Raw genomic sequence first — 24,773 nt, forward strand, 5'->3', positions numbered from 1 at the left:
CTAATCGGATTTTCAACTTAGGCCTGTTCGCATCGGCGGCGTGCATCCTCGCAGCCCAACCCCGCCGCGAGGACACGATGCGCCGTAGAACCCTGATGGCCCTGGCGACCCTGGTGCCGGCCTTGCTCCTGGCAGGGCCGGCACTGGCCCAGGGAACGGGCGTGAACCTCAGTTGGTCCGCCCTCGATCCCGGCGACGACTGGGCCGCGACCGTCATCCGCTCGGTCTTCCCCATCGACGGCTCGACCGGCACGGTCAGCACCGGCAATGCCGCCACGGTGATCGGCACCCTGGTCCGCTCCCTCACCGGCTTCGTGGCAGCCATCGCCATGTTCTATCTCGTCTACTCCATGATCATGCAGATCTGGCGCGGCGCGGAGACGTCGCGCCTGCTCACCGACGGCATGAGCGGCATGGCCGCCCTCCGTCTCGGTGCCGCTGCGATCTTCATGTTTCCGCTGGCCAACGGCTTCTCGACTGGTCAGGCGGCCGTGGTGCAGGCCTCGATGTGGGGCATCGGCATGGCCAAAACGGTCTACACCTCGGCGGTGACGGCCATCGGTGCCGATGCCCGCGTCATCGCCGAGCCCATCGTCCCCGGCAGCCGGACCATCGTGGCGGGGTTGATCCGCAACGAGCTCTGCCGGGCCCTGGTCAACGCCGCCGCCAACAACGCCAACCTCGTGCCGGCGCCGGGCCCGATCTCCTCGGGCGGGGTCGGCAACGTCCCTGGCTTCGACACCTGGGCCTACCGGATGTCCAGCGGCAACGAGACCGGCGCGCCGGTCTGCGGCACCGTGACCCTGGCCAAGGCCAGCGGCACCAACACCGTCGCCGGGGTCGATGTCGGCATGGCCGACAAGCAGCGCCAGATCCTGACCACGGTGCTGACCGGAACGATCCGCCCGCAGGTCGAGAGTGTGGCACAACAGTTCTATGCCGACCGCCGCGCGGCCGATCTGCAGCCCCTGATGAGCGTTCTGACGTCCGCCACCAGCCAGTACAACAGCCAGCTCACCGCCGCCGCCAGCAGCGCCATGAGCAGCATCCGCAGCGCGTTGCAGGATGCCCGTGGCAGCGGTGCCACGCCCGATGCCACTTCGATCCGGTTGAGTGCGCTCGGCTGGTCGGCCGCCGGTGCCTACTACCTGGAGTTCTCCCGCCTCAACGGCGCCACGCTGTCGTTGATGAGCGGCGTGCCCCGCGTCGAGCGTCCCTCCTATCTCGGCCTCGGCCCCGCCCTGACCGCCGACGTGACACCCCTCTCCGCGGCGGCCGAGGCCTTCATGGAGCGGGTAAGCGCCTACGTCGCCACCACCGACCAGACCAACACGCCGTTCGGCGGCTCGGGCCTGTTCTCCGGCGCCTCGCCGGCCGAGGATGGCGCCGGCATGGTCGAGCGGGTCTTCCGCTCGCTGGGCCTGAGCGAACGCATCCTGTCCCTCGTCACCAACTACTTCGTCACCCCCGGCACCAGCGTCTGGATCGACCCGTTCGGCAACCTGATGCAACTCGGCCACGCCATGGTCGCGACCGCCATGGGCGCGCTCGGGACAGCTGGCATCGGCGTGGGAGGCACGAACGCCGTGGGCACCGCCCTCGGCGGCGTGCCGGTGCTGGGTGGGGTCCTGGCGGCCGGATTCACCGGGCTGGGCAAGGTGCTGGAGTTCCTCGGCCCGGCGATCTTCGCGTTGATCTCGGGCCTGCTGATCCCCGGCCTGACCATCGCCTACGTCCTGCCCCTCATCCCCTTCCTGATCTGGGTCGCGGGCGTCGCCGGCTGGCTGATCCTGGTGTGCGAGGCGGTCATCGCGGTGCCGCTGTGGATGCTGGCGCACATGACCATGCGCGGCGAGGGCCTCCACGGCACCGCGACGGAAGGCTACTCGCTGCTGTTCAACGTGCTGTTCCGCCCGGTGCTGATGCTGCTCGGGCTGTTCGTCGGCTACTTCATCTTCGCCAGCATGTCGTGGCTGCTGCGCCTGAGCTTCGGGGTGGCGACGGGCTTCGTGCTGGGCAACGGCTGGGTGGTGACCAACGTGCTGGGCGTCGTGGTGCTGCTCTGCATCTTTGTCCTCGCCCACGTCGTCCTGGCGCTGATGTCCTTCCGGATGATCTCCCTGGTGCCCCACCACATCCCGCGCCTGATCGGCTTCCTGCCGGCCAACCGGGTGGACATGGACGGATTCAGCCGGGATGCGGCCCTGGTTGGCGCTGCTGGGGCGCTAGAGCGGATTCAAGGGGCTGTCACGCCAAGGGTAGGCAAGCAGGGCTCTGCTGGCGGATCCATAAACGGTCCACAGCACGGGACTGAACGCCCTCGCCTTGCCACTAATCCAAGTGATAGTATGGACTCCACGCTGAGGGCCGCGACCGACATCTCGCCATCTCAGAGGGAGGGCTAGATGGACGACCATGAAACTGGAATCAGTGGCGCCGCTGGTTACCTTCTGGGGAGGATTGCGGCAGAGAGTGCGCAAAACCAAGCGCAGTTCCGGGAATACCTACAGTCGCGCTTTTCCTCTCGCCGCCCGCAGCGCTCCTATGACGCTGGTGACGTAGAAAGCGCTATCGCGGAGTGGAAGGCGGTCGTCCAGTCTCTCGAAACCGCTATCCAGCGACTACGCGAGCAGGGTGTCGCTGTCGTGACGGAGCGCAACCAATGGCGCGACTATGCGCGGGCCGTTGAGGGCGAGCGGGAAGCCTTGCGAACCCAGGCCAGCGCGCTGCAGGACAACAAGTTCCGGCTTCTGGATCGCGTCGTCGACCTGGAAGCGGAAAACTCCGGACTGCTGGAAGACGTGGAGATGCTTCGCGCCGAGGTGGCCCGGCTCAGGAACGGGACCGACTAGCCCCGGCCGTTCGCACCGGGGCCGGGCAGCATGGTGCCACAACCAGGACAGGCCCCATGCTCCCCTCCCGATCCGCCCTCCTCGCCGCCCTCGCCGCCCTCTCCCTCGCGGCCTGCAGCAGCGGCAACGTCCGCACCACCAGCAGCTACAATGCCCCGGCGGCGCCCTCTGTCAGCAACCCCAATTACGATCCCTTTGCCGCGCCCGGCACGGTCAACGCCACATGGGCGCCGCCCGTGCTCAACCGCAACGGCACCATTGTCAAACCCAACGACCCACGTGGCGCCATGGCTGGCCGGCCCGACTACGAACATGCCCCCTGGGCGACCGGGGCCGCGGGCGGTGCAGTCTACGCTCCCCCCGGCACCTTCTAGCCGCCCCTCGGCCAGAAGCCCTCGGCCGTGCGCAGATAGGCGCCGGCCGGGGCCAGCCGCCGCGTCCTCAGCTGCCAGTTCGCCCAGGCGTTGCGGAAGGCCAGCACGAAAAAGGCGGCGCAGAAGGGCAGGAACTGCAACGCCGCCCAGAACCGTCCGCCTCCGCCCGCCGGCATCGCCACCATCTGCCAGACCCACAGGAGCAGGGCGATCCAGCCCGCCGCGAAGCAGCCCCACGCGACCCGAGCCGTCTGCCGCCGCCTCTCCTTCCAGCGCTTCTCCAGCTCGAACTCGGTGATGCCCATGTTGAACGCCGTGGCCACCGGATCGAGATAGCCCCGCGCGTCGGCCACCGGCCCGCTCTGTCGTGCCGGTCCCCGCCGGATCGCGCCGCCCAGCCCGCGCAGCAGGCCATATCCCGAGCGGATCTCGCTGGCGCCAGCCATCTCGCCCGTGCGACGCGCCATCCAGAGAGGGCCGGCCGTCAGCCAGGCCAGCCGAGAGCGGCGGGCGGGCTTCTGGCCCGAAAGGCCGGGGCCGAGGTCAATGGCCATGGCTCAGCCCGCCGTCGCCGAGGCGAGCACCGCCTCGATGTTGGTCGGCATCCCGTCCACCCGCCCTTCGGTCCCGTCCGCCTTGCGCCAGATCAGGGTGGGCGTGCCGCGCAGCGCGATCGCGGCCGCCGCGGCCGTGTTCTCCCGCAGGCGGGCCGGCGCCTCGGGGCTGGGCGCCGAGCGCAGGTCGCCCCGGCTCCACGCCGCGACCATCCCCTCCGCCGAATGGCTTAGCATCGCCAGAGCATCGGCCGTGCTGCGTCCGGCATTGGCGTGGTCGAGGATGGCGACCGGGATCACGGACAGCCGCAGGCGGCCGGCCGCGACCAGCGGCTGGAACCGCTGCAAGGCCTGCACGGAGTAGCCGCATTGCGGATCGACGAACATCCAGACATGCGGCGCGGCCTCGGCGCCGACCACCCCGGCATGCGCCCGCTGGGCCACCGCCAGGGGGCTGGCGGCAGCCGCACCGGATGCAGCGGCGGCGACGATGGGCACCGCAGCAGGCGGGGCCGGTGGTGCGCCAGCCGGCACGTCCCCGATCGTGACGGTCGGGATCGCTCCCTCGATGCCCGCGACGTGATCGCGGGTGAGGTTCCTGCCGGCCGCGTCCCACATGATCCCGGGGATCACCCGCTCGCCATCCGGGGTGGCGTAGAACACCTGAAAGGTGTCGCCGCTGCGCAACACCAGCCCACGCAGCCCCTCCCGCTCGCCCAGATCGGTCACGCTGGAACCGCCGGTCGCGCGCAGCCGGGCCAGGGTCAGGTCCATCGGGAAGCCCGCCACCATCGCCTGGCCGGAGGGCAGGACGGAGAGCAGCATGAACTCGGCGCCCGCGCGCGCCACCACCAGCCGGAGCCCGTGGTTGAGACCCATGTCCTCCAACGTGGCGCCTGCTTTGACGACCCGCTGAAGGACCGGCGCCGACAGGCCGGCACCGGTCGCGGCGGCAGTCCGCGTGGCATCTGACGGAGCGGTGGGTACGGCCGCGGGCGATGCCACGGGCGCGGATGGGCGGGGCGTGGCGGCGCCATCGCCGGACGGCCAGGCTTGCGGCGTGGCTGGCATGGGCGCCGGCAGCGTGAAGGCCGGGGGTGGCGGCGGAGGCTGTCCGCTGCCGGCCTGCGGCGCGCACAGCGATTGCGCGAGGGCAAGGCCGGGAAGTCCCGCGCAGGCGCAGGTGGTCAGGAGGATGCGTCGCATGAATGCCCGTCCGGTTCTGATGACCGGACGAGGCTAGGCGGGCCCCATGCGAACGGGCCCGCCGTTCGGTCCGGTGTCCCAGGTCCCGATCCCGCCGTCCGCTGCGTCGAGGAGGTCCTGCACCGCGTCGATCAGGTTCAGCTGCAGCGGCAGGAAGCCCGGCATCGCCTCGAAGGCATCGCGACGATCCAGACAGGAGCCGATCAGCGTGGCCAGCGCCACGGCACCCGTGACGGTTCGGGGAATGGTCAGGGCGAGGTCGGCCAGCAGGCCGTGAAGGCGCAGCTCTTCTTCCGCGTAGAACGCTTCGTCCGGAACGGCTTCGACGAGTTGGAGCGCGTCCCGGGCCAGCGCGACGAGGTAGGCATCCCGCGAGGCTGCCCTCTCCGTTTCCCTGGCCGATGCCGGCACGGCGGCCAGCCGGGGAAGCAGGTCGCGGACGCTGCTCGCATAGGTCCTCGCGAGGTCGGCCAGTGGCTGGTTCGCTTCCCCTTCCTGATGCGCCGTGACGAGAAAGAGCAGGATCTCGCAATAGCAGCGCAGCCCTGCCGGGCTCGCCGGAGCCAGGGCGGCCGTCCGTTCGATCAACCGGGTCCACTGGCCCTGGACCACGATCTGCGCCTCGTAGGCAGCGCCGTAGGCCCTGTCGTCCGGTATCCGCTCGGCCTCGTCCAGACGAAGCAGGCCGTACACACAGGCCTTCTCCAGCGCCACGATGTTCCGCAGATGCTGCCGCAGCGCCGTGGCGTCCGGCTCAACCGCCTTCGGCTGGCAGCGGTCATTCCCCCCGGCAACCTCGTTGGTTGCACCGGACGGAGATCTCCCACGCAGGAACATCCTAGGCGCGGTCCCCGCCGCCGGTAGAGTTGCCGGAGCCGGTGGTGCCGGCGCTACGCTTTGTGGCCGCCTGCCCTGGCGTACCGTCCCTCGACCCGCAGCACGATGTCGCCCTGGTAGTCAAGGTCCACGCGCAGCAGGGACATGAGCCGGTCGAGGCTGCGGAACGTCCGCTTGCGGGTGGGATAGGCCACATGAAAGGCGTGCCAGTCTGGGTGCCAGCTACCCACCACATAAACCGAGTAGACGGTGCTGCCGCCTTCCAGAGCCTTGCCCTCGACCAGCACCGAGCGGAGATAGCCCCCGCGCCGCAGCCAGCCACGGACCTCGGGATAGGTAACCGGCAAGGGCCCTGGATCGGCCTGCTGTTCGTCGACGGACGCATGACAACAACCCTTGGTGTCGGCACCGGATTCCCGGTGGTTCTGCTTGCGTCCCGTCATCGCGCCAGAATGGCGGAAGGACAGGAGGGGTGGCTAGGGGCGGCAGACTGGCAGGCTGCCCCGCTCAATCCTCGCTTTACACATCGGCCACCGCTTCCAGCGCCATCGCGAGATCCGGATAACGGCGGCTGTTGCCGTCGAACTCGTCGAGTTGCCAGCCCTGGGCGACCGGATAGGCGATCCAGCCAGGCACACCGTCCGGCTCGCCGATCTCCACAACCCCGGCGCCCGCGGTGCCCAGGTCGCGCATCCTGGCGTGCAGGCCCCAGGGCGCTGCCCCATGGTTCCAGCGTGCGATTTCAGCGCGCTGCGCGTCCCGGATCGGCCTCTCCCTTGCGATATGCTCGCCAAGGGCGGCGGGATCGACGCAGTACAGATCGTAGAGGTTTGCGCTGAGGCCAATTCGCACATTGTTGGCGTGGCGTTTTTGCCGTCTTGCACCGAATGGCCAAAGGTCGAATAGGGCTCCCACTGCTCATCTCGCTTCTGCGTGCTTCGCCTGTGACTTGCCTAGCTTGACGCGCTTCGGTTGAGCAACGACGTAGATGATACGTCGCTAGATTGTACTTTCATCAAAATGAGTATTTTCTGAGGATCGCTTGTGCGTTTCATGCGTTCCACTCAGGTCGATCGCTGGCTCGGTGCGCTGCCTGGTGGGAGATCATGAAATGGCGCGTGCGTTATTAAGGAACGTCTGGAAGAGAGCCGCCTGTCCCGCCACAGATCACGAAATCGTGACCGTCTACGGACGCGGATCAACCGCGCAGGAGGCGGTGCAGCGCTGCGACGACGCCCTTCGCCAGCAGACCCTGGCCGCACCCACCCTGTTGCTGGTGTTCATTGGAGGCAAGCACAATCCCGGCGCGATGCTCTCGACACTGAGGCAATACTTTCCGGGCGTGACGGTGGTGGGCGGATCGGCGGCTGGCGTCATCGGGGCCAGCGAACTCGGTTATAGCGGCCTGGAGGTGGGCATCGTCGCCTTCTTCAATGCCGCGACCACTCCCCGGGTCCACACCACCCATGCCCTGGAGGAGAGCGACTACGACGGCGGCCGGATGCTCGGCGCCGCCGCCCGCCGCGAGCACAACGACAGCTCGGTCGTTCTCCTGCTCTACGACAGCGTGCGCTCTTTCGAGCCGCGCGAGTTGCATGTCGCGGGCTCCGTCCTCGAGGGCTTCGAGAGTTGTTGGCGCGAGGATGGCTCGGTCGTCGGCGGCGGCCTGCTGACCGATCTCAACCTCACCGACAGCTGGATGCTGCTCGATGGCGCGGTCCACCGGCATGCCGCCGCGGCCCTGGTGTTCCCGCCCTGCGTCACAGCCACGACCGTGGTACTCCGAGCCTGCCGTCCCGTGAGTACCTACATGACGATCACCCGCATCGGGGGCGCGGAGGTGTTCGAGCTCGACAACCGCCCCGCGCTCGAGGTCATCGAGGCGCGCATCGGCCAGCCCCTCATCGACGCCGCGGGCCACCCCAACCGTATCATGACGCTCGGCGAGAAGCTGGACGATCCCTGGGAGGACGGCGGGCCCGACGACTATGTCAACCGCCTGATCCTGACCGGCAACCGAGACACCGGCAGCATCACCCTGTTCGAGCCCGACTTCGCCGAGGGCGCCATGGTGCAGCTCATGCAGAACGACAACGAGCTCATGCTGGCAGCGGCCCGCGACGGTGCCGTTGCCGCGATGCGGGCTGGCGCGGATGCCGGCGAGGCGATCCTGCGCCTCTACATCGACTGTGCCGGCCGGGCCAGCGTGATGAGCGGCACCGACGAGGAGGAGGCCAGCGTGGTGACGAAGACACTGATCGACCGGGTGCCCTTCATGGGCTTCTACTCCGGCGTCGAGATCGCCCCGATCCGCCAACGCAGCCAACCCCTGGATTGGACTGGCGTCCTGACGACGCTGAAGGTGCAGCGGCCGTGAACCCGCCGGTGCCGCGTGCCTCCTTCGAGCGTCAGTTCCTCTACTACCGCCGGCTCTGCGCCTCGCTCGGCGAGGATCTCCAGCGGATGCAGGACGAACGCACGCGCCTGACCGGCGAGGTCCGGCTGCATCAGCTGCAGGCGCGCTTCGATCGCGACTTGTCCCATACCGCGGCCTACGCGCTCGACACCGAGCAGCTGATGGGGCGCCTCCTCGAGTTGCTCGCCGAATACATGCTCTGCACCAAGGCGCTGATCCTGGCCGAGCGGGCGACCGGCAAGGGCGAGTTCGCCGTCGTCTCGGCGCTCGGCTGTGACGAAGACACCCGACATCTGGTCTTCGAGGTGGGCGAGCCGCCCACCGTTGCGCAGATCCCTGGCGACCATGGAACGCCGGCCAGTATCCGTCAGGCGCTGCTGCCGCTTCTCGATCACCTCGGCGGCGGCCCGATGGTCTGGCAGTACGATGCCGACAGCGGCTATGCGCTGGCCATCCTCGGCGGCAGCGGTCCCGCCGGGCAGATCTTTCGCCAGCAGGGTGCCGAGCTGGGCCATACCGCCCTGACCGGCCTGATCCACGGCCTCTGGCGGATCCGCAGCCTGGAGCGGCAGCCTCCGGTTCGCCCTCCGGCCCCGTCGCCGGTGGCGACGGAGGCGGCCGAGCGCCCGGACCGCAACGAGCGAACAGCGCCCCGGCGCATGGATCCGGCGAAGCCGGTCATCCGCGAGGGCGACATTGCCGAGGGGATCAGGAAGGGTGGCGGCATCCGGGAGGTGGTGGTGCTGGGGCAGGACGACGGCGAATACCTGGTGCTGGTGCGCCCGAGCTGGGCGGCCGGCTTCCGGCGGGTGACCACCTATCGGGGCCTGTCGGACCGGAGCTTCCGGGACCTGAACCGCCTCGTCACCTTCGTGCGCAAGGCCTGCCGCTTCCCGGGCAGCATCGTCCTGCTCGACATCCATGCCCAGGAAGCCCGGGCACTCCGGCCGGGCGTGCCACACCTGGTCCACAGCAACGAGGCGCATGCCCGATGAGCGTTGCCACGTCCCCCCAGACTTCTTGGGCCAAGCGGATGGGTTCCGGCCGCCGGGCTTCCCTCGGTCAGCCCGGCCTGTGGCTTCGCCTGCCTGCGGCCCTGTCCTGCTGCCTGTTGCTGCTCGCGGCCTGCCAGGCGCCTGGACGCACGGTGTCGCCGAGCGTGGGCTCACCGCTCCCCGGCGACACCTCCATCGGCATGGCCGCCGTTCCGGAGGACGCCCGGACGGCGCGCGCCAGGGTCGGTGTGACCATGATGGTCAACAACACCATCCGCGACTTCACGGCGGCCTACGATCGCCAGGGCATGAGCGGCGTCATCGCCGCCATCGACCAGTGCTACGTCACCGCGATCTCTCCTCTCCGCACGCCCCAGGACGTCCGGGATTGCCTCGTGCTCGACATGGTGGCCTTCCGCATCGACAACGCCGCCTCCGGCAACGGCCCGCCCGGCGGACCGCAGCAGATACCCTACTTCCGGAAGGCCGCCGCGGCCCGGCGCTGGGACCGCTACGCCCCGTTGGGCAACCTTGCCCGCGGCGAGGAGGCCGCCAGCTTCATGACGAATGCCTCCGAGCTCGTCCTGCAGGAGTACAATCGCCGCCGTGCCGCGCCCCGGGTGAGATGAGCCATGCGCCCCCTGCTTCTCGCGGCGGCGCTGCTCGCTGCCTCCCCGGCCTGGGCGCAGCGTCCCATCCCGGACGTCGACAACAGCCCGGGCCTGCAATGCTGGGGCATCCGGGGCGGTCCCTCGGCGCAGGTCTTCGTGTTCGCCGCGCCAGACACCATCGCGGAGAAGATAGGCCGCGTCAGTTCCTGGACCGCCGTCACCGGTCCCGCCCGCAACGCCTTCCTGCCGGTGGAGACCCAGACCGGCGTGCGCGGCTGGGTGATGAAGGAGAGCATCGAGCGTGGCCGCTGGATCGGCATGAAATGCGTCGCCCGCCGCGACGAGCGCGGCCATGTCTACTTCGTCTACGGCGGCCAGCCGCCGCGCTGAAACACGCTCAGGCCGAGGCGGCGGGGCTGTCCAGGCCGAACAGCCAGGCCCGCCAGGCCAGCCCGGGCTCGCTGTCGGCATCGGTCACCGAGGCAACCGGGAGATGCAAGCGCCGGCGCTTCACGGTGGCCAGGTCGTAGGGAGCCGCGTAGGCCTCCCGCAGCGCGATGCTCGCCGGCTTGTCCCGGAACACCGACAGCAGTTCGATCTCTAAACCGGGGAAGCCGAGGCGCCCCTGGTGGTCCAGGTGATCAAGCAGATCCTGCCCGAGCAGGACACCGGGCACGTCCTCCGTCGTCTGCGACATCAGCGCCAGCGGCTCCCGCGGGTCGGCCGTGTCGATGCAGAGCCAGTCGCCGCCGGCCAACGGCATGACGGGGAAGCCCCGCTCCAGATAGCCGAGCAGGTGGCGTGTCCTGTCCCGTCCCCTGGGCGTGTCATGCGGGTCCGGGGCGCGCCAATCCCGCAGGCTCCCGTGCCATTCGTGCCAGTTCGAGGCCACCTCGCCCAGGCTGATGCGGATCTCGCCCCGGTCGGCCAACGGTTCGGAGGTGTTGTATTTCTTGAGATGCAGGCAGAAGCGCGGCGGCGGCTTCAGGTCCAGCATGCTCAGCACCACTCCCTCCACGTTCCGGATTTCCGTAACCGGCAGCGACCATTCGACGGCCAGGTGGGCGGAGGTGCCCAGGAAGAAACCGCGCAACGTCGCTGGCAGAGGCCGGCCGATCTGCGCCTCGACGGCCGCTACCTCGGCCTCGCCCGCCGGCGGCGCGCATTCGGCCAGGACGGGCTCGCGCTTCCCGCCCCGGCGCACCAGGCCTAGCCGGGCCGCAGCCGCCTGGAAGGCATCGAGATCCTTGCGGATGCGCTCCCCCTGTGGCCGGTCCTGGCTGTTCTTGCTTGTCATCCGGACCTCCCGATCTCGCCGCACAGGGTGTACGAACCGCCTGCAAACGTCCAAAGGCGAAGACAGGACCGGTCCCCCAGCTGACCAGACAGAACCCGCTACCTGTTGAACGGGGGCGAGGCAAGGCAGTAGCGGTTGCCGAAGGGGCCGGAGGCTCGCCATTCGCAGGGCCCAGGTCTCACTCGGAGCGGCATCGACCGTTAGGAGACCACCATGGCCGGCCCCTCCGGGGCGTCCGACGACGCCTCGTCCTCCGATTCTGCGACCAAACCCCGATGCTCCAGCGCCGGAAGCCGAGGCGCTTCCGCCAGCATCGGCCCATGAACCGAAGCCGCTTTTCACGCTCTGCCGTGGCACCCACGGAAAGACCCTGTTCACATGCCGGTCAGTGACCGCGCCAGACAGGCCGGTTACGGTATCTTGGTCGGCCGTGCGGACCGCACCTGTCCCAGCCTCTCGGTCTACATCGAGAATGTCACCGCCCAGCCGAGTGCAGGCACCACTAAGTACTGTGTCGGAAGTCATGCGGGATGTGCTCCGATGATCGAGAGGGCACGTTCAGGTGACTGGTTGAGGCTGTCAAAGAAGGTGCGAGTGGCATCGAGGAGGGCGTCGATGCTTTCGTAGAGTTCGCAGTGCGTGACCTCCCGGCGGTAGTGCCGGCACAGCATCTCGACCGGGTTCAGCCAGGGACTGTAGGTGGGAAGGTAGAGCAGGACGAGACGGCCTGCAGCGCCACGCAGCACGGCTTCGACTTCGTCATCCTCGTGGGTGCTGGCGTTGTCCCAGGCGACGGTGACGGTGCCATGCGGATGGCGCTGCAGAAGGGCCTTCAGCAGTTCGGCGACTTCGCGGCGCCGCTTGTGGCGGCGCGCGATGACGACGGCCTCGCCGGTGCGCCACTCGACGGCGCCAAGGCCGTAGCGGCGTGTTGGTTGAGCGGGCGTCGGCACCATGACCTGCCGCCCTCTGGGAGCCCAGAGGGCCCGCAGGGTCGGGAGCCAACTGATGTTGAACTCGTCGGCGTAGTAGAAGGCATCGCCCTCGTTCAGGCTGCTGCGGGCAGTTTCGAGCGCCCCTTTTTGAGGGCATATTCCGGATCAGGGCTGGTGATGCTGTGCTGCGGTCGGCTCAGCGCCATGCCGCCTTCACGCAGCAGGCGACAGATGCTCGGCGTGCTCATGCGCACCCCGGTCAATTCCGCCAAGTGGTCGGCCAGACGCGCCGCCGTCCAGAGCGAGAAGGGCAGACCCAGCGCGCGTGGGCGGGAGCGCGCGATCTGGAGCAGGCGTTCGCGGTACCCCGACGTAGCCTTGGCGGGTGCACCCGCTCGGGGTGCGTCCGACAACCCCTCCACGCCCTCTGCCTGATAACGGGCGAGCCAGCGACGCACCGTTTCCTCGTCCTGGCGAACGATCGGCGCGATCTCGGCCGCCACCATCCCCTGCTCGGCCGCGAGCAGGATCATCTGCGCCCGTGTCCGCACCCGCACGTCGTGTGTCCGGCGGTAGAGTTCGTCCAACTCCTGCAACTGCTCCGCCGATAGCGTGTCCAGGCTGATGGGGCGCATGGCAACCTCCAAACCCTCACGCCCTCAACGTCTCTCATCCCATATTAGGGCCTGTTGACGATCATCGTGAGGCGATGATGGCCGCGGCGAGGTTGATGCTGGCGCGAAAGCTGGTGTCAGTCTTGTCGTAGCGGGTAGCGATCGCGCGGAACTCCTTGAGCTTGGCGAAGAAGTTCTCGATCAGGTGCCTCCAGCGATAGGCATGGCGGTCAAAGTCGAAGTGGCCTTTGCGGTTGGCCTTGGGTGGGATCACGGCGATGGCACCCCGGATGTCGAGTTCGGCCCGAAGCCAGTCGGCGTCGAAGGCCCTGTCACCGAGCAGGGCACCGAAGGCGACGCCCTCAATCAAGGGCGGCACACCGATCGTGTCGTGGCGCTGACCTGGCAGCAGGACAAAGCGTGCCAGGTTGCCGAGCCCATCGATGAGGGCGACGATCTTGGTCGTCAGGCCACCACGCGAGCGGCCGATGGCCTGATTTTGAGTCCCCCTTTTGCGCCGCTCGCCTTCTGGTGGGCGGTGACGATGGTGCCGTCGATCAGGGCGTACTCGAAGTCCGGCTCGTCGGACACGCGTTCGAAGATGCGGTCGAAAACCTCAGCCCGTACCCAACGGCGGAAGCGCTGAAACACGCTGTTCCACTTTCCAAAGCCCTCCGGCAGGTCGCGCCAAGGCAGGCCCGTGCGCACCCGCCACAGCACCGCCTCGAGGAACAGCCGGTTGTCCTTTGCAGTCACGCCGCTGTCTGAGGCTTTGCCAGGTAACAGCGGCGCGATCTTCTCCCAGACCGCATCGCGCACCCCAAACCGATCCTGATCCATCCTGCCGCCGCCCCCCAAAGGCGGAGTTGAATCACAGCTGAGCGGCAACAGGAATCCTGAATGTCAACGGACCCTAGTTCCGATACCGTACTTAGCCGCTGCATCTCATCGTGAACAGCACGGGGTTGAAGGTGCTGGGCGAAGGGGAGTGGAAGGTCAGTGTAGGCGCCGAGAGGACACTGGAGCGGGGTGGTTCTGGGGAGCATGCCGAGACTGCTGGCGAACCGCAGGGTCTCGCGGGCAAAGTAGCAGCTGCCGTTGTCGCTGAGCCACTCGACGGCATTGGGCGGGCAGTCGACGAGGCCGAACCTGCGCTCGACGGCCTCGACCATCATGTCCCTGACGCGCTCGGAGGTGATACTGCAACACAGGTGATTGCCCCCCGGTCGCAGCAGTCGAGGGTGAACGCCACCCAGACCCGCTCGCCGTTGTGCGCCAAGCGATCTCGAAGCCGTCCGAGCACCAGCGAGTGTTGCGGGCATCGACGGCCATACGATCGTCGTGGCGGCGCTCCACCCCGCCTGCGTGGCGGGTCAGGAGGAGATTGTGGGCCCTCATGACGCGTCAGACGCGTTTGTGGTTTGGAGGTGGCCACCCCTCCAACTCGGCCCTCTGCCGCAGCAGGGCATGCATCCGTCGGTAGCCGTAGGTCGGCAGTGGGGAAGTCCAAGCCGCATAACTCTCATCACAGCTTCTCCATCCCGTGACTTTAAGATATACAACTCATGCGGGTGCACAATGCTCCTGATTGGGCGGTTGCGGTGGTGAAGGCAGAGTGATGGACCGAGGCGCGGATCCTGGAACGGGCAAGAGGGATCTACCGGAAGATCTGGTGGAAAAAGCGGCTAGGATGCTTATCGAGGCGGCAGAGCGCGTCCCCGGAGCCCGCGTGCCTATCATTGCCGCTGAGGAACTGGCCAGGGAAGCCATTAATGCAGTCAGTCAGGCAGGTTGCCTTCGTATGCCCTATATTCCGGAGCGTGCCTGACATGGCGGGTCGCGATTGCATCGGCCATAGCGATGCGGATCCGGCGTCCGTGCTACTGGACTGCCACGAACCCCGGGATCTACTAGACTTCCAGGTCCGCAGCCGGGCCGGGCGCGACGAACTGCTGATGATCTGGGACAGCCTGAGCCCGCAAGGACGACGGCCTGTGATCATCGCTGCCCGGCTGACAGCGCACGAGGAAGGGTTGCTGCCGGGTAAGCATTTGCTGCGCTAGGCCGTGGTGACGAATTACGCGAGCAGGATGGCGATGGCTGCGAGTTGGACGAAGTGAACTGCCCTGGGTTTGTCGGAGGCCCCAGACCTTGAGAGGATGGAGCCATGACGACGAAGGGCAAGACAGCAGCGAGCTACTCGCCGGAGGTGCGGGAGAGGGCGGTCCGCCTCGTGCTGGAGGGCGGCGGCGACCACCCGACGCAATGGGCGGCGATCAACTCGGTGGCCGCCAAGATCGGGTGCACCGCCGAGACGCTGCGCAAGTGGGTGCGCCAGGCCGAACGTGACGCAGGGGGGGCGGCCCGGGCCGACGAGCGCTGAGCGAGAACGGATCAAGGCCTTGGAGCGCGAGAACCGCGAACTGCGCCAAGCCAATGAGATCCTGCGCAAGGCATCGGCGTATTTCGCTCAGGCGGAGTTCGACCGCCGGTTCAGGACATGATTGCCTTCATCGACGATCACCGCGAGGTCTACGGGGTCGAGCCGATCTGCCGGGTTCTGCCGATTGCCCCGTCCACCTACCACGCGCACGTCGCACAGCGGGCCGACCCTTCCAGGGTGTCAGCACGCAGCGTGCGGGACGCGCAGACCTGCGCTGCGATCCGGCGCGTGCACGAGGCAAACTTCGGGGTCTATGGCGCCCGCAAGGTCTGGCGGCAGCTTGGACGCGAGGGCATCGCGGTCGCCCGCTGCACGATGGAGCGGCTGATGCGGGACATGGGGCTGCGGGGCGTCGTACGCGGCCGGGAGACCAGGACCACCGTCTCGAACCCGGCGACGCCATGCCCGGCGGACCTGGTGAAGCGGCAGTTCCGGGCACCGGTGCCGAACGTGCTGTGGGTCTCGGATTTCACATAGATACTGTCGGCGAATTGCGGAGCGATACGATCTGGCGGGTGGTAGGCGGTGCTCTCCTTCGTGGTGTAGACGCCGCCTGAATCGTGGTTCTCCCGCATTTCCCGTGCTGTCGTTTTGTCATGCAGCGTTCAGCACGCGGTTGCGGAGCAGATCGAACCCGGCACGGCCATACATGCTCCGCTTGATCAGCTTGAGCCGGTTGATCTGCCCTTCGACGGGGCTCGTGGTCCAGGGCAAGTCAAGTGCGGCCTGCACGGCATCGATGTCGCGGCACAGGTTGGCGGCATAGGATGCGAGTTCGGTCTTCTCCGCCGCGGCGAGCACCTCCGCGAGCGTCTCGCCTCCCTTGCGGCGCAGCACCTGGCGCAGCCGTCTTGCGACCGCGATCGCGGCGGCCAATCCGGGCGCTTCGGCCAGCATCCGCGCGGCAAACTGTCGCTCGGTCTCCTTTAGCGTGTTGCTGTCCGCCATCAGAATGCGCGCGACGCTGCGGCCCGAGGGCACCGGCCATGCCGGTGCCATTCGTGTGGGACGGGGCGCGGTCGGCGCTGGCTCGGTGCCACGGCGCCGGGTGGTCCAGGCGCGGACGGTGCCGGGCCGCCCAGCGAAACCCTGCGCAACCAGTTCGCGCCAGAGCTGGGCTGCGTTGCGGCAGCCCTCGGCCCAACGCCGGTCCAGCACGTCTGCAAAGGCCGCGAGGGTGCTGGTGCGCGGCCGCTGCTTCCAGGATGGGGCGTGCCCGAGGCGGAGCCAGCGGCGGACCGTCTTGCGCTCGGCCCCGAGGCGGGCGGCGATGCGGCTGATCGAAACCCCTTTGGCGCGCAGCCCTGCGGCTTCCTCGTAGCGCGCCTGCCTGCGGGCCAATGAGGCCTGGCTCGCCCGTGCCGCAGCGTTCGGCGGACGCGGTGGGGCGGGCGGCATCGGCTCGGCTGCAATAGCGGCCGCCACCGTGTCCGCGATAAGCCGTCCCGCACGGCGCACGGCAGCAGCGTGCCGGTCGACAAGCGCGGGCACGGCATCACCGAGGTTGCGCAGCAAATGCCATCGATCCGCGACCTGGACCGCAGCAGGAGCACCCTGCCGGATCCCGTCCGCGTAGGCGCCGGCGCGATCACGCGCGACAACTTCGACGCCAGGATGGCGGCGCAGCCAGGTCGCGAGTGTTTCAGCTTGGCGATCGCGCAGCAGATCGACCACGGCGTTGCGCTCCAGGTCGACCAGCATCGTGCCGTAGCGGTGCCCCCGACGCCAGGACCAGTCATCCACACCGAGCACGCGCGGGGCTGGTAGTGGGTCATCGCGGCACGCAGCCGCACGCACAACACGCAGCAGCGTATCGGCGCTGGTCGGCATGGCGAGCCTGTACGCCAGCCGCGCCCCGGCCTCTCCGCCGAGCGCGAGGCCGAGGCAGCGCTGCACCCCGCCCAGCCGTTCGGTCCGGCGCGCCGCAGCCGGTGCCACCTCGGCCAGGCGCTCGGCGAAGGTCTGGCGGGCGCAGGCCGAGTTGAGGCAGCGAAATCGCCGCGCGTGGACCGCCAGTGTCACCGGACGACCCTGCCAAGGCAGGTCGGCAAGGGTTCGACCGTAGCGGCTGTGCACGCGCCGCGAAGCCACGCCGCAGTCGGGACAGGCAGCGGCGTTCTGGCGCGGGCTCGCCTTGATGGTGATGTGCTCAGAGGTGGGCAGGACCTGCTGAACCAACAGTCCCGCCGGGATCAGGGGCAGGAGGCGCTTGGGCAAGGGAGACTTTCAAAGGAGGGCAGTGTTCCTCCTATGTGCTCATCCCGACCCAGAACGCCTACCCAGCAGCACGGGAAATGCGGGAGAACCACGATTCAGGCGGCGTTGACATCGATGTCCGGGCGGACGGGTACGTGCCGGCGAAGGTGGCGGCGCGGCACCTTGGCATCACCTTGGGCGCCATTCGCGTCTGGGCTCATCGTGGCGTCCTCGCCTGCGATCAGAGCAGCCAAGCATCCAAGCTCTGGATCAGGCTCGATCCCGGCGACCTCGAGCGGCTCGGCGGACAGGCGGACACCACCGGGATGGAACGGGCGCGCGACATCGCCGAACGGAGCGGCAGTTCGATTGCCGCGGTCTGGGAGCGCGTCCGTCGAAAGGAGTTCTCAGCCTACCGGATCCAGAGAGGCCACAACCAGTGGGATTGGCAGCTCTCTGCCCAGATGCCAGCCTCGGCCCCACCACCCAGCCGCCATTCGTCCTCAGCAGAAAGAACCACAGCACAATGAACACGTCTCGGACGATGGTGGCGCACGCTGGGCCGCCATCGCATCGCTCGTGGAAACCTGCAAGCTGAACGGCGTCGACCCGCAGCGCTACATCACCGACATGCTGACCCGCCTCGTCAACGGCTGGAGCGTCGACATGAGAGAGCCGGGAAGAGCAGTCATGGCCAGGATCCTTCTTCGCGAGGGATGAATCCTCCATTTCAACTGATCCCTGGCCTCCCAGCCATCACTGTCGTGTAGTGTGGCCGACTACCTCGCCCTGCTCCACTTCGCCCGCGGCTTCATTACCGGGCAACCTGCCCTACCGGGGTAGGCTCTAAACAGGTCAGTCTCTGATGCCGTTGGTATGAGCCTAAGCGACCTCTGAACAGGCAGTCCGGTCTTTATCCAGGCTGGCCAGTCCGGCAGGTCGGGACGGCAGCACCGCCATCCTTCGTGGCTTGGGCGGACCGGCTATTGCAGAGCCAGAATCTTCGCCACACCAAGACGCATGGCGATCCATCTTAGCAAGAGAGGCCCGATCAGCCCGATTGCCGTCAGCAGCAGGAGCAAGGACAACAGGTCGATAGGCCCAAACAACTTCCAGAGGACGATCCGCGTGCCCGCGACGAAAATGACATGGGCCAGGAAGATGGGCATCGAGTTGCGCCCCATATAGGCCAACCCGGCCGCGAGCGGCCCCTTGAGACCCATCGCCAGGCCGATCGTCACCGCGGTGCCCAGGACCGCCATGGGAAGAACTTCGAGTTCCCAGGCCGCGCCTGCGACGCTTCCGGCCGAGGGACGCGGATCCTGCTGGAACAGCGGCAGCAGATCTACACGGATGGAAAACGACAGCGCCAGAAGCAGGACCCCTACTCCCACCGCAGCCATCCAGGGGCGTGGCTTCCTCAGCTGTGTCAGGCGAGGTGCATTCAGCACAAGGCCGAAGCCATAGAATACTCCGAAGAGCAGGGTCTGGCCCAGGATGCCTTCGATAGGCAGCGTCTGCGCGAGGATCCGGCCGACCACCATCATGGCGACGAAACCCCAGGCACCAATGCTGGGTAGCAGCATGGCGAGAAGATGCAGGATCGCCAGGGAGTACAGGAACCAGAACTGCGACACCGCGTGCCAGGGCAGGCTGAGGATTGTCGTCCAGTAATCGTTAACAGGCGCATTCACGAGCGAACCCGCCAGATAGATCACCGTCAGCTGAAGGATGGACCAGATGACGTAGGGGTAGACGATCCTCTCCACGATCGAGCGAGCGAAAGCCGGTCTCCCCTTCATGATCCGCGCCGGCACCAGCACGGCGGAGAGGAGGAAGAACAAGGGCATGTGGAAGGTGTAGATGGCGAACATCAACATGTGCAGCCAGGATAGCTGCGGTTCGTTCATGTCGATCAGGCCACCGGCGGCATGCCCGAGGACCACCAGCACGATACCCAACCCTTTTGCAGTATCGAGCCAAGTGAGCCGCTTCGCCCGAACGCCGCTGTTCTGCGCGTGATCCTGCTTGGGCGCGGCCGTGCCACGATCCAGCAAGGCGATGGCATCGGCCGGCAGCGCCGTACTCACAAGTTTTGGTGTCACGCCGGGAACTCCGGAAGAATGGTCACCATGGCGGCAAGGTTCGCAACGATGGAACCTCGCCTGCGATGGGAAAAGGTGGAAATGGCAGTTCTGATGACGAAGGCGGGACGGGCATGGAGTGGCCTCTCCCGACAGAACGGGTTCAGCAACACGCAGTCATCACCATCGTTTCTGTAATCAGGGCGCGGAGGCCGACCAGGAAAACAATGCTTCCCCATGATCCGCTGACGCGGTCCTCGATGCGAATTCCGCCTTCTCATCGTGACCGGATCAGGAGCAGGACGGGCGAATCCGCGACACTGACCCGGATCTTGTCCACCTGCGGCAGTGTCTGGGAGGGTTCGGGCCCGGCAAGTGGCTCATAGACGGTGATGTCCGCCGGGGCGGCAAGGCGGAGCGAAGTCTCCGCCCCGGGCGTTTCGAGAGACTTGACAGCTTCGGGGTCCCAGACCCGGGGCTCGCGCCAGAGAGCCAGGATGAAGCCCTTGTTCGACTTCTGCATCAGAAGGCTGCGCATCCCGGGTGCGCCGGCGACGGAATAGGCCAGGGACGCGGGCGCGAAGCTCGCGGCGGCGCTGCCCATGTCCCGCATGACGGCACGGAGATTGCTGAAGACACGGGCTGCCAGCTTCGGTTTGTCGTCATTCTGGAACATACCGAAACGGCCATCCGGCTCGGTCGCAGGCCAGTCGCGCAGCGAGAAGAACAGGATCTGTCCAGCGCCGAGTTGTACGGCCGAAAGATATGCATTCAGCAGCAGCTTCGCCTGGGTCCGCTCGTCGACTCCCATCCATTGGGTCCCGGGTGCCCGCTGGCCGGGCAGCGTGTACCAGCCCATCTCGGTGATGACGAAGGGCTTGTGCGGATCGACAGCCTCCTGACGGCCGATCGTGGCCTGGATCTCTTCCGTCGCCTGGTCTCCGTTGTTCGGATAGACATGCAGGTTGTTGAGGTCGCTGTCCGCGGCGACAAAGGGATAGGAGGATAGTCCCGCAACAGGGAGATGAGCTGTCGCCTTGTTGGCTTTCATGGCCGCGTAGAAGTCTTTCTGCCATGCCTGGGCGCCAGGAATGCCACTCAGCCCCGCATGGTCGACTCCCCAGTTGTTCGGCTCGTTCGGCCCTTCCACCAGAGCGATCGAGCCGGGAAAGCGCTTCTCGATCCGGGCGACGGCCGCCACGTTCTCATCGGGACTGTCGCCTGGATTGGCGATGAGGCTCAACCGGAAGCCGGCCAGGACGAGTTGATCGACCGCGCCCGTCGCGGTGACGCGGTTGCCCTGTGTCGGGTTGAGAATCCGCAGAGTTCCCGCGCCGATCAGGTGCGCCTGCGAGATCATGGTCGAGATCGTGGACCAGTTTCCCTGGTGCAGGTCGGGCTGCACGCCGAGCCGCGCCGTGACATCGGCCGCTCGCACCGCCTGCACCATCTGGACACGGGCCCCGGCGTCCTGCTCTCCGTTGCTGTTCCCGGGCGTGGATGCAGATGAGGTCGCCGGGTCAACACCCGGGCGCGACGGCGGCGCCGCGATGGCACGGGCGACGAACGAAATGTGAAGCCCATCCGGGCAGCCGGGCTGGAAGACGGAAATCAGCGAAGCGATCGCCGCGGCCATCATGGCCCCGGAGCGGGGCCGCCGCATGGTCCGAGCCTTGCCGGCGGTAGAGGCTTCCGGCGTGTCCGGCTGCCCGGTTCCTTGATATCCCGTCATCGCAGGAAGCTCGCCGCCATCGGTATAGGCATCAGGTTCGTCCTGCGCGATCGCAGGGTGATCCGGGCAGCGGTGCCGACCACGATTCCCAGTTGCAGGAAAAAGCCCACCGACACAATCATCGGTGCCGACAGGACCGCCGCGGCGAGCTGCCCGATAAGGGCAGCCCGGAAACCATCAATGGCGGCCTGGCCAGGATGCTCCGGCACCACCCGCGCCGCTCTTCCGGACAGTCCGTAGATGTTCATGGCCAGCCAAATCAGGCAGAAAAGCCCGGGCACGCCACCATTGGCGAGCAGGCCCGGGATCAGGCTGGAGGAGCGGAAGCTGCCCCAGCCAACGCCGAGACCGAAAGTGCTGACCGTGGCCTGCACCGCATCAAGATCCCAGCTGGTGCGCTCGGCATAGGATTCGCCATCCTGCTTCGACATGGTGATCTCGGCGATCTTGTCGACGGCGTCGATGATCTCCGGCTTCAGGATCAGGAGGGGCGTCAGCAGGAGCAGGCTGCCCACGACCAGCGTGGCCAGGGTCCTGGTCGTACGCTGCAAACCCTCCCCGCCCCCGGTGACGGCGGCATAGCAGAGCGTCAGCGGCATACCGGCCACCACTGTCACGATGCCGGTGGTGGACGTCGAAAGCAGGATCGTCAGCGTGGAGGTGATCAGAGAGACCTGTGGCCACATGACCCGGTGACCGCGGACGCAGAGCCAGAGACTGCAGAAGGCCACACCGGACATGTAGACCGCGAGGGCCGCGGGCTCGGCGAACGGGCCGCTGATCCGCGGGATGGAACCGAAGTTCTGCTCGACGATGGCGAAGCCGGTGTTGGAGTGGAAGAAGCTCGTCGGGAAGGGAACCCCCGCGACCCGTGAAGCGAACTGCCAGAGGCTGATCGCGAAGATCAGGTAGCCCCCCACCATATAGGCCTTGAGGAAGAGCTGGTAGTTCAGGTCGCGCCGCGTGACGTAGAGGGCGGTGGTCACGGCGGCGGCAACGTTGAGCAGCAGGTACATGGTCTGCGTGATATTGCCCGCGCTCGCCCGCAGCGGGGTCGCGAGGTAGAGCACCGCGTCCTTAGTGGGCTGTGGCCAGACGATCACCTTGCCCTCGAAAGCATTCGGCAGCAGCAGCGCCGATCCCACCGCATAGGCTGCGAAGGCCAGAAGCGGCAGCAGTGCCCAAAGCACCACCGACTCACCGGGATAGCGCATGCCCAGGGCATATTGCATGACTACGAAGCCCATGATCAGCAGGGCCGGAAGAGTGGCGGTCGGCAGGCCGAAGCCACCGATGAGAAGGGCTGCGCCACCCTCGAAGATGGCAGCGATCAGGGCGATCACCAGCAGCTTGTTCGGTTGCTGCCAGTAGATGAGGCAGAGCGGGATCAGGATCAGGCCGAGTTGCGTCGGTTGCATGGGGCGCCTCAGGGCAGTCCAAAGCGACGGGCCAGGCTCGAACGGCGCGCCGCCGCGGCCATGGCCGCACGATAGGCAGGATCGTCCGCGAGGCGGCGCAGGGCCTGCGCCGCGGCCTCGATCCGCGGCTCCGCCCAATGGCTGCCGGCGCCATAGACCCCCGCGCCGTCGGCCACCGGTACGAGCTCGTAGGGCACCAGGATGCTGTTCGAGGCATCCATGAATTCCAGATTCCCCGACCATCCGGTCGCCACGACCGGCAGGCCTTGCATCATGGCCTCCGCCATCGGCAGGCCGAAGCCCTCGGCGCGGTGGAGGGACAGGAACGCATCAGCGGAGCGATAGAGCGCCTGCAACCGGTCCTGGTCCAGATAGGCCTGCACGACCTCGATGTTCGGCGCCTTGCCGATCTCGCGGCAGAGCGCCTCCATCTCTTCCGCGCGGCCGTTGAGCTTCACCACGAGGTTGGCGCGGTTCGAATCGGCGAAGGCAGCACGGAAGGCCTTCACCGCGGCGATCGGGTTCTTGCGCTCATAGCTCGAGCGGCTGTCGGCCATGGCGAGCACGGTGAAGGGACGGTCCGGGCCCGGCGTCCCACCCGACGTCTCGGGCATGGCGGGTACGGGCAGGTGGTGCGGCACGACATGGATCGGCAGCGTGAAACGACGCCGCAGGCTGTCCCGCGCGAAGCCGCTCGGCGTCCAGATCTCATGGATCAATCCCCGGGGATCCTGCCAATCGTCGGGAGGATCGGGGAGTTCCCAGGCCCAGTAGCCGATGCGCCAGGCCTTCGCCGCGCCGCGCAGGCAGCCCAGGATGAGGTTGGCGGTCTGCGGCCCGCCACTATGGAAGACATAGGCGCTGCCCGGCTGATGCGCGATCCGGGCCAGGGGGTTGCGCAGCGCGGGCGAAGCGTCGATCAGCTCGGCCTCCACCCCGATCTGCCGCAGCGCCTCGAACTGCAGCCGGGCACCCTCCGTGATACCGTTGGCACGCTGCAGCGCCGCCACGACGCAGACACGCCTGAAGCTGCGCTCCGCCTGACTGGAGACGAGATACCGGGCCAGCATCTGCGAACCCAGCAGGTAGTTCCGGGTGAGCTGCCGTTTCAGCAGGCCGCGCAGGGCATGTCGCGAGGCACCGAGCCGGCCTGCCTGCGGGCGCGGTGCCTCCTGAACGCGGCGCTGCGCCTCGGGCTGGCCGAGGGGGACCGCCCCATCCTCCAGGCGGCCGGCATAGGCGGGTCCCTGCGACATCAGACCTTCGACTTCGACAGTTGCAGCGCCCGTTCCGGCGCAAGCCGTCCGAGCAGCAGGTCGCGGAAGGCAATCATATTGCCTTTCAGCCGACCGCGGCGGTCCACATAGGCTTCGGGGCGCAAGGAGCGATAGAGGTTCGCGATCAGGTTGCGCGAAATGCGCGTCGCGGCATAGCGCCAGGGGTAGAATCGGGCACCCTGGTAGGTCTTCCGCGCCAGATAGATCGGATTCGCCACCTGGGAGTAGCCGAAGGCCTGTCCGGGCGTCCGGCCCATCTTCGTGCCGAGATGCACGCCCTTCGCGCCCTTCAGCCGCAGCACATCGCCGAACATCGCCATGCGGCGGGAGAGGTCGACATCCTCCTGCCAGGAATACATCGGCAACCCGGCATCGAAGCGGAGCCGGTGGCGGCGCAGGGTCTCCCCACGCACCGCCATGTTGCAGCCATAACCGGAGAAGACCGGAACCACCGTGTCGCGGCCGGGCTCGGGCGGAATGGCTTCCAGCATGGCGGCACCCTGCTCGAAGCCCAAGCCCGAGCTGTTGATCCCATCGGCGACGACATGGCCGGTGGCCACCATCAGCTCCGGCCGGAGCAGGAAGGCACGCTCCGCCACCTCCAGCCAGTCATGAGCCGGAATGAAGTCGTCGTCGAAGAACACATAGATATCGGCATCGAGATTCGAGTCGATGATGGTGTTGCGCTGGAAGCTTGCGCCCGGCGTGCTCAACAGCACCTCAACCTCAAGCTGCAGTGAGGGCAGGTTTTTCACATCTTCTGGTTGAGAACCACAAACAACGATACGATCCGGCAAGCGTGTCTGCTGGAGGTAGCGCACCAGAGTCTGTTGCAGAAGTAGTGCCCTGCCTTTGGTCGCGATGCCGACCACGATCCTCGGCTTTTCCATGGGGCCCTTCTATCAGCAAAACATGTCTAATGTTGGATTATA

24 protein-coding genes, 2 pseudogenes and 1 other annotated feature are annotated in these 24,773 nt (G+C 67.4%); of the genes and pseudogenes, 11 read left to right on the top strand and 15 right to left on the bottom strand.

What is annotated here, in order from left to right:
- The first annotated feature begins 77 nt into the window (after positions 1-77).
- Genes CTJ15_RS04170 through CTJ15_RS04180 form a run of 3 tightly spaced genes read left to right on the top strand, consistent with a single transcriptional unit; the run spans position 78 to position 3,226 of the window.
- On the top strand, positions 78-2,405 hold the full coding sequence (locus tag CTJ15_RS04170) for a DotA/TraY family protein (RefSeq protein WP_039732281.1): 2,328 nt from the start codon (positions 78-80) through the stop codon (positions 2,403-2,405).
- Positions 2,406-2,852: a hypothetical protein gene (locus tag CTJ15_RS04175; RefSeq protein WP_019460408.1), complete on the top strand. Its 447-nt coding sequence runs from the start codon at positions 2,406-2,408 to the stop codon at positions 2,850-2,852.
- A 56-nt stretch (positions 2,853-2,908) separates the two neighbouring features.
- Positions 2,909-3,226, top strand: coding sequence for a hypothetical protein (locus CTJ15_RS04180; RefSeq protein ID WP_019460407.1), 318 nt, complete (start codon positions 2,909-2,911; stop codon positions 3,224-3,226).
- On the opposite strand, the gene CTJ15_RS04185 is transcribed toward CTJ15_RS04180, so the two are convergent.
- The 5 genes from CTJ15_RS04185 to CTJ15_RS23845 all read right to left on the bottom strand — a co-directional run bounded on the left by CTJ15_RS04185 (position 3,223) and on the right by CTJ15_RS23845 (position 6,675).
- Entirely contained in the window at positions 3,223-3,780 is a 558-nt protein-coding gene (locus tag CTJ15_RS04185; protein ID WP_019460406.1) for a hypothetical protein, read from the bottom strand. The two genes, CTJ15_RS04180 and CTJ15_RS04185, sit on opposite strands and share 4 nt — an antisense overlap.
- A gap of 3 nt (positions 3,781-3,783) precedes the next feature.
- The gene (locus CTJ15_RS04190) at positions 3,784-4,659 is read right to left on the bottom strand and encodes a hypothetical protein (protein ID WP_019460405.1); all 876 of its coding nucleotides are present in this window, start codon (positions 4,657-4,659) and stop codon (positions 3,784-3,786) included.
- Between the two features lie 360 nt (positions 4,660-5,019).
- On the bottom strand, positions 5,020-5,823 hold the full coding sequence (locus CTJ15_RS04195) for a hypothetical protein (RefSeq protein ID WP_019460404.1): 804 nt from the start codon (positions 5,821-5,823) through the stop codon (positions 5,020-5,022).
- Positions 5,824-5,876: 53 nt separating this feature from the next.
- The gene (locus CTJ15_RS04200; protein ID WP_126281815.1) at positions 5,877-6,266 is read right to left on the bottom strand and encodes a hypothetical protein; all 390 of its coding nucleotides are present in this window, start codon (positions 6,264-6,266) and stop codon (positions 5,877-5,879) included.
- Positions 6,267-6,342: 76 nt separating this feature from the next.
- Entirely contained in the window at positions 6,343-6,675 is a 333-nt protein-coding gene (locus CTJ15_RS23845; RefSeq protein WP_126281816.1) for a hypothetical protein, read from the bottom strand.
- A 259-nt stretch (positions 6,676-6,934) separates the two neighbouring features.
- Here CTJ15_RS23845 and CTJ15_RS04205 point away from each other — a divergent pair, with 259 nt between their 5' ends.
- The 4 genes from CTJ15_RS04205 (at position 6,935) to CTJ15_RS04220 (ending at position 10,235) form a co-directional block, all read left to right on the top strand.
- The gene (locus CTJ15_RS04205; RefSeq protein ID WP_083854005.1) at positions 6,935-8,200 is read left to right on the top strand and encodes an FIST signal transduction protein; all 1,266 of its coding nucleotides are present in this window, start codon (positions 6,935-6,937) and stop codon (positions 8,198-8,200) included.
- A complete protein-coding gene (locus CTJ15_RS04210) occupies positions 8,197-9,234 on the top strand; it encodes a hypothetical protein (protein ID WP_019460400.1) in 1,038 nt (345 codons plus the stop codon). Before CTJ15_RS04205 ends, CTJ15_RS04210 begins: the two co-directional genes overlap by 4 nt.
- 164 nt (positions 9,235-9,398) lie before the next feature.
- The gene (locus CTJ15_RS04215) at positions 9,399-9,863 is read left to right on the top strand and encodes a hypothetical protein (RefSeq protein ID WP_126281817.1); all 465 of its coding nucleotides are present in this window, start codon (positions 9,399-9,401) and stop codon (positions 9,861-9,863) included.
- Between the two features lie 3 nt (positions 9,864-9,866).
- Positions 9,867-10,235 (top strand): SH3 domain-containing protein, encoded by a 369-nt coding sequence (locus CTJ15_RS04220; RefSeq protein ID WP_019460398.1) that lies wholly within the window; start codon positions 9,867-9,869, stop codon positions 10,233-10,235.
- 7 nt (positions 10,236-10,242) lie between these two features.
- Here CTJ15_RS04220 and CTJ15_RS04225 read toward each other — a convergent pair whose 3' ends face one another.
- From CTJ15_RS04225 to CTJ15_RS04240, 4 genes are all read right to left on the bottom strand, one after another.
- Entirely contained in the window at positions 10,243-11,142 is a 900-nt protein-coding gene (locus CTJ15_RS04225) for a hypothetical protein (RefSeq protein ID WP_019460397.1), read from the bottom strand.
- Between the two features lie 521 nt (positions 11,143-11,663).
- Positions 11,664-12,236, bottom strand: coding sequence for an IS630 family transposase (locus CTJ15_RS04230; RefSeq protein ID WP_126281818.1), 573 nt, complete (start codon positions 12,234-12,236; stop codon positions 11,664-11,666).
- Positions 12,191-12,712 carry a helix-turn-helix domain-containing protein gene (locus CTJ15_RS04235; RefSeq protein ID WP_019460394.1) on the bottom strand — a complete coding sequence of 174 codons (522 nt, stop codon included), beginning with the start codon at positions 12,710-12,712 and terminating at the stop codon, positions 12,191-12,193. The genes CTJ15_RS04230 and CTJ15_RS04235 overlap by 46 nt, the downstream gene beginning before the upstream one ends.
- Before the next feature lie 61 nt (positions 12,713-12,773).
- Positions 12,774-13,531, bottom strand: a protein-coding gene (locus CTJ15_RS04240; protein ID WP_085977400.1) for an IS5 family transposase whose coding sequence is annotated in 2 segments (ribosomal slippage) — positions 12,774-13,195 and positions 13,195-13,531 — 759 coding nt in all. Because the reading frame shifts where the segments join, the coding sequence is not laid out codon by codon here.
- 989 nt (positions 13,532-14,520) lie between these two features.
- On the opposite strand from CTJ15_RS04240, the gene CTJ15_RS04245 reads away from it, so the two are divergent.
- Positions 14,521-14,754 carry a hypothetical protein gene (locus CTJ15_RS04245; RefSeq protein WP_126281819.1) on the top strand — a complete coding sequence of 78 codons (234 nt, stop codon included), beginning with the start codon at positions 14,521-14,523 and terminating at the stop codon, positions 14,752-14,754.
- Positions 14,755-14,858: 104 nt separating this feature from the next.
- Positions 14,859-15,608: pseudogene (locus CTJ15_RS04250) on the top strand (IS3 family transposase); the annotation flags it as partial.
- Positions 15,150-15,266 (top strand) — a sequence feature (AL1L pseudoknot). Its footprint overlaps the pseudogene before it by 117 nt.
- Positions 15,609-15,728: 120 nt before the next feature.
- On the opposite strand, the gene CTJ15_RS04255 reads toward CTJ15_RS04250, so the two are convergent.
- Entirely contained in the window at positions 15,729-17,351 is a 1,623-nt protein-coding gene (locus tag CTJ15_RS04255; RefSeq protein ID WP_026033620.1) for an ISL3 family transposase, read from the bottom strand.
- Between the two features lie 35 nt (positions 17,352-17,386).
- Here CTJ15_RS04255 and CTJ15_RS24215 point away from each other — a divergent pair, with 35 nt between their 5' ends.
- Both CTJ15_RS24215 and CTJ15_RS24640 read left to right on the top strand, forming a co-directional pair.
- The gene (locus CTJ15_RS24215) at positions 17,387-17,860 is read left to right on the top strand and encodes a hypothetical protein (protein WP_193009598.1); all 474 of its coding nucleotides are present in this window, start codon (positions 17,387-17,389) and stop codon (positions 17,858-17,860) included.
- A 7-nt stretch (positions 17,861-17,867) separates the two neighbouring features.
- Positions 17,868-18,050, top strand: a pseudogene (locus CTJ15_RS24640) (transposase domain-containing protein); the annotation flags it as partial.
- A 263-nt stretch (positions 18,051-18,313) separates the two neighbouring features.
- Here the strand turns inward: CTJ15_RS24640 and CTJ15_RS04265 are convergent.
- From CTJ15_RS04265 to CTJ15_RS04285, 5 genes are all read right to left on the bottom strand, one after another.
- Entirely contained in the window at positions 18,314-19,435 is a 1,122-nt protein-coding gene (locus CTJ15_RS04265; RefSeq protein ID WP_157223127.1) for an acyltransferase family protein, read from the bottom strand.
- Positions 19,436-19,691: 256 nt separating this feature from the next.
- A complete protein-coding gene (locus CTJ15_RS04270) occupies positions 19,692-21,077 on the bottom strand; it encodes a hypothetical protein (RefSeq protein ID WP_019462774.1) in 1,386 nt (461 codons plus the stop codon).
- A gap of 65 nt (positions 21,078-21,142) precedes the next feature.
- Positions 21,143-22,564, bottom strand: a complete 1,422-nt coding sequence (locus tag CTJ15_RS04275) for a hypothetical protein (protein ID WP_019462775.1) — start codon at positions 22,562-22,564, stop codon at positions 21,143-21,145.
- An 8-nt stretch (positions 22,565-22,572) separates the two neighbouring features.
- The gene (locus tag CTJ15_RS04280; protein WP_019462776.1) at positions 22,573-23,820 is read right to left on the bottom strand and encodes a glycosyltransferase; all 1,248 of its coding nucleotides are present in this window, start codon (positions 23,818-23,820) and stop codon (positions 22,573-22,575) included.
- Positions 23,820-24,731, bottom strand: a complete 912-nt coding sequence (locus tag CTJ15_RS04285) for a glycosyltransferase family 2 protein (protein WP_039733113.1) — start codon at positions 24,729-24,731, stop codon at positions 23,820-23,822. The genes CTJ15_RS04280 and CTJ15_RS04285 overlap by 1 nt, the downstream gene beginning before the upstream one ends.
- Between the last annotated feature and the right edge of the window lie 42 nt (positions 24,732-24,773).

This window comes from Roseomonas sp. FDAARGOS_362, assembly GCF_002754815.1.
In the GTDB taxonomy this organism is placed as follows: Bacteria; Pseudomonadota; Alphaproteobacteria; order Acetobacterales; family Acetobacteraceae; genus Roseomonas; species Roseomonas mucosa.

What these genes read in the sequence shown, in the direction of transcription:
- CTJ15_RS04285 (WP_039733113.1), bottom strand. Translation starts at nt 24,731, where the DNA reads ATGGAAAAGCCGAGGATCGTGGTCGGCATCGCGACCAAAGGCAGGGCA.
- CTJ15_RS04190 (WP_019460405.1), bottom strand. Translation starts at nt 4,659, where the DNA reads ATGGGTCTCAACCACGGGCTCCGGCTGGTGGTGGCGCGCGCGGGCGCC.
- CTJ15_RS04200 (WP_126281815.1), bottom strand. Translation starts at nt 6,266, where the DNA reads ATGACGGGACGCAAGCAGAACCACCGGGAATCCGGTGCCGACACCAAG.
- CTJ15_RS04175 (WP_019460408.1), top strand. Translation starts at nt 2,406, where the DNA reads ATGGACGACCATGAAACTGGAATCAGTGGCGCCGCTGGTTACCTTCTG.
- CTJ15_RS04195 (WP_019460404.1), bottom strand. Translation starts at nt 5,823, where the DNA reads ATGTTCCTGCGTGGGAGATCTCCGTCCGGTGCAACCAACGAGGTTGCC.
- CTJ15_RS04245 (WP_126281819.1), top strand. Translation starts at nt 14,521, where the DNA reads ATGGCGGGTCGCGATTGCATCGGCCATAGCGATGCGGATCCGGCGTCC.
- CTJ15_RS04275 (WP_019462775.1), bottom strand. Translation starts at nt 22,564, where the DNA reads ATGCAACCGACGCAACTCGGCCTGATCCTGATCCCGCTCTGCCTCATC.
- CTJ15_RS04205 (WP_083854005.1), top strand. Translation starts at nt 6,935, where the DNA reads ATGGCGCGTGCGTTATTAAGGAACGTCTGGAAGAGAGCCGCCTGTCCC.
- CTJ15_RS04180 (WP_019460407.1), top strand. Translation starts at nt 2,909, where the DNA reads ATGCTCCCCTCCCGATCCGCCCTCCTCGCCGCCCTCGCCGCCCTCTCC.
- CTJ15_RS04235 (WP_019460394.1), bottom strand. Translation starts at nt 12,712, where the DNA reads ATGCGCCCCATCAGCCTGGACACGCTATCGGCGGAGCAGTTGCAGGAG.
- CTJ15_RS04170 (WP_039732281.1), top strand. Translation starts at nt 78, where the DNA reads ATGCGCCGTAGAACCCTGATGGCCCTGGCGACCCTGGTGCCGGCCTTG.
- CTJ15_RS04185 (WP_019460406.1), bottom strand. Translation starts at nt 3,780, where the DNA reads ATGGCCATTGACCTCGGCCCCGGCCTTTCGGGCCAGAAGCCCGCCCGC.
- CTJ15_RS04280 (WP_019462776.1), bottom strand. Translation starts at nt 23,820, where the DNA reads ATGTCGCAGGGACCCGCCTATGCCGGCCGCCTGGAGGATGGGGCGGTC.
- CTJ15_RS04225 (WP_019460397.1), bottom strand. Translation starts at nt 11,142, where the DNA reads ATGACAAGCAAGAACAGCCAGGACCGGCCACAGGGGGAGCGCATCCGC.
- CTJ15_RS04220 (WP_019460398.1), top strand. Translation starts at nt 9,867, where the DNA reads ATGCGCCCCCTGCTTCTCGCGGCGGCGCTGCTCGCTGCCTCCCCGGCC.
- CTJ15_RS04270 (WP_019462774.1), bottom strand. Translation starts at nt 21,077, where the DNA reads ATGCGGCGGCCCCGCTCCGGGGCCATGATGGCCGCGGCGATCGCTTCG.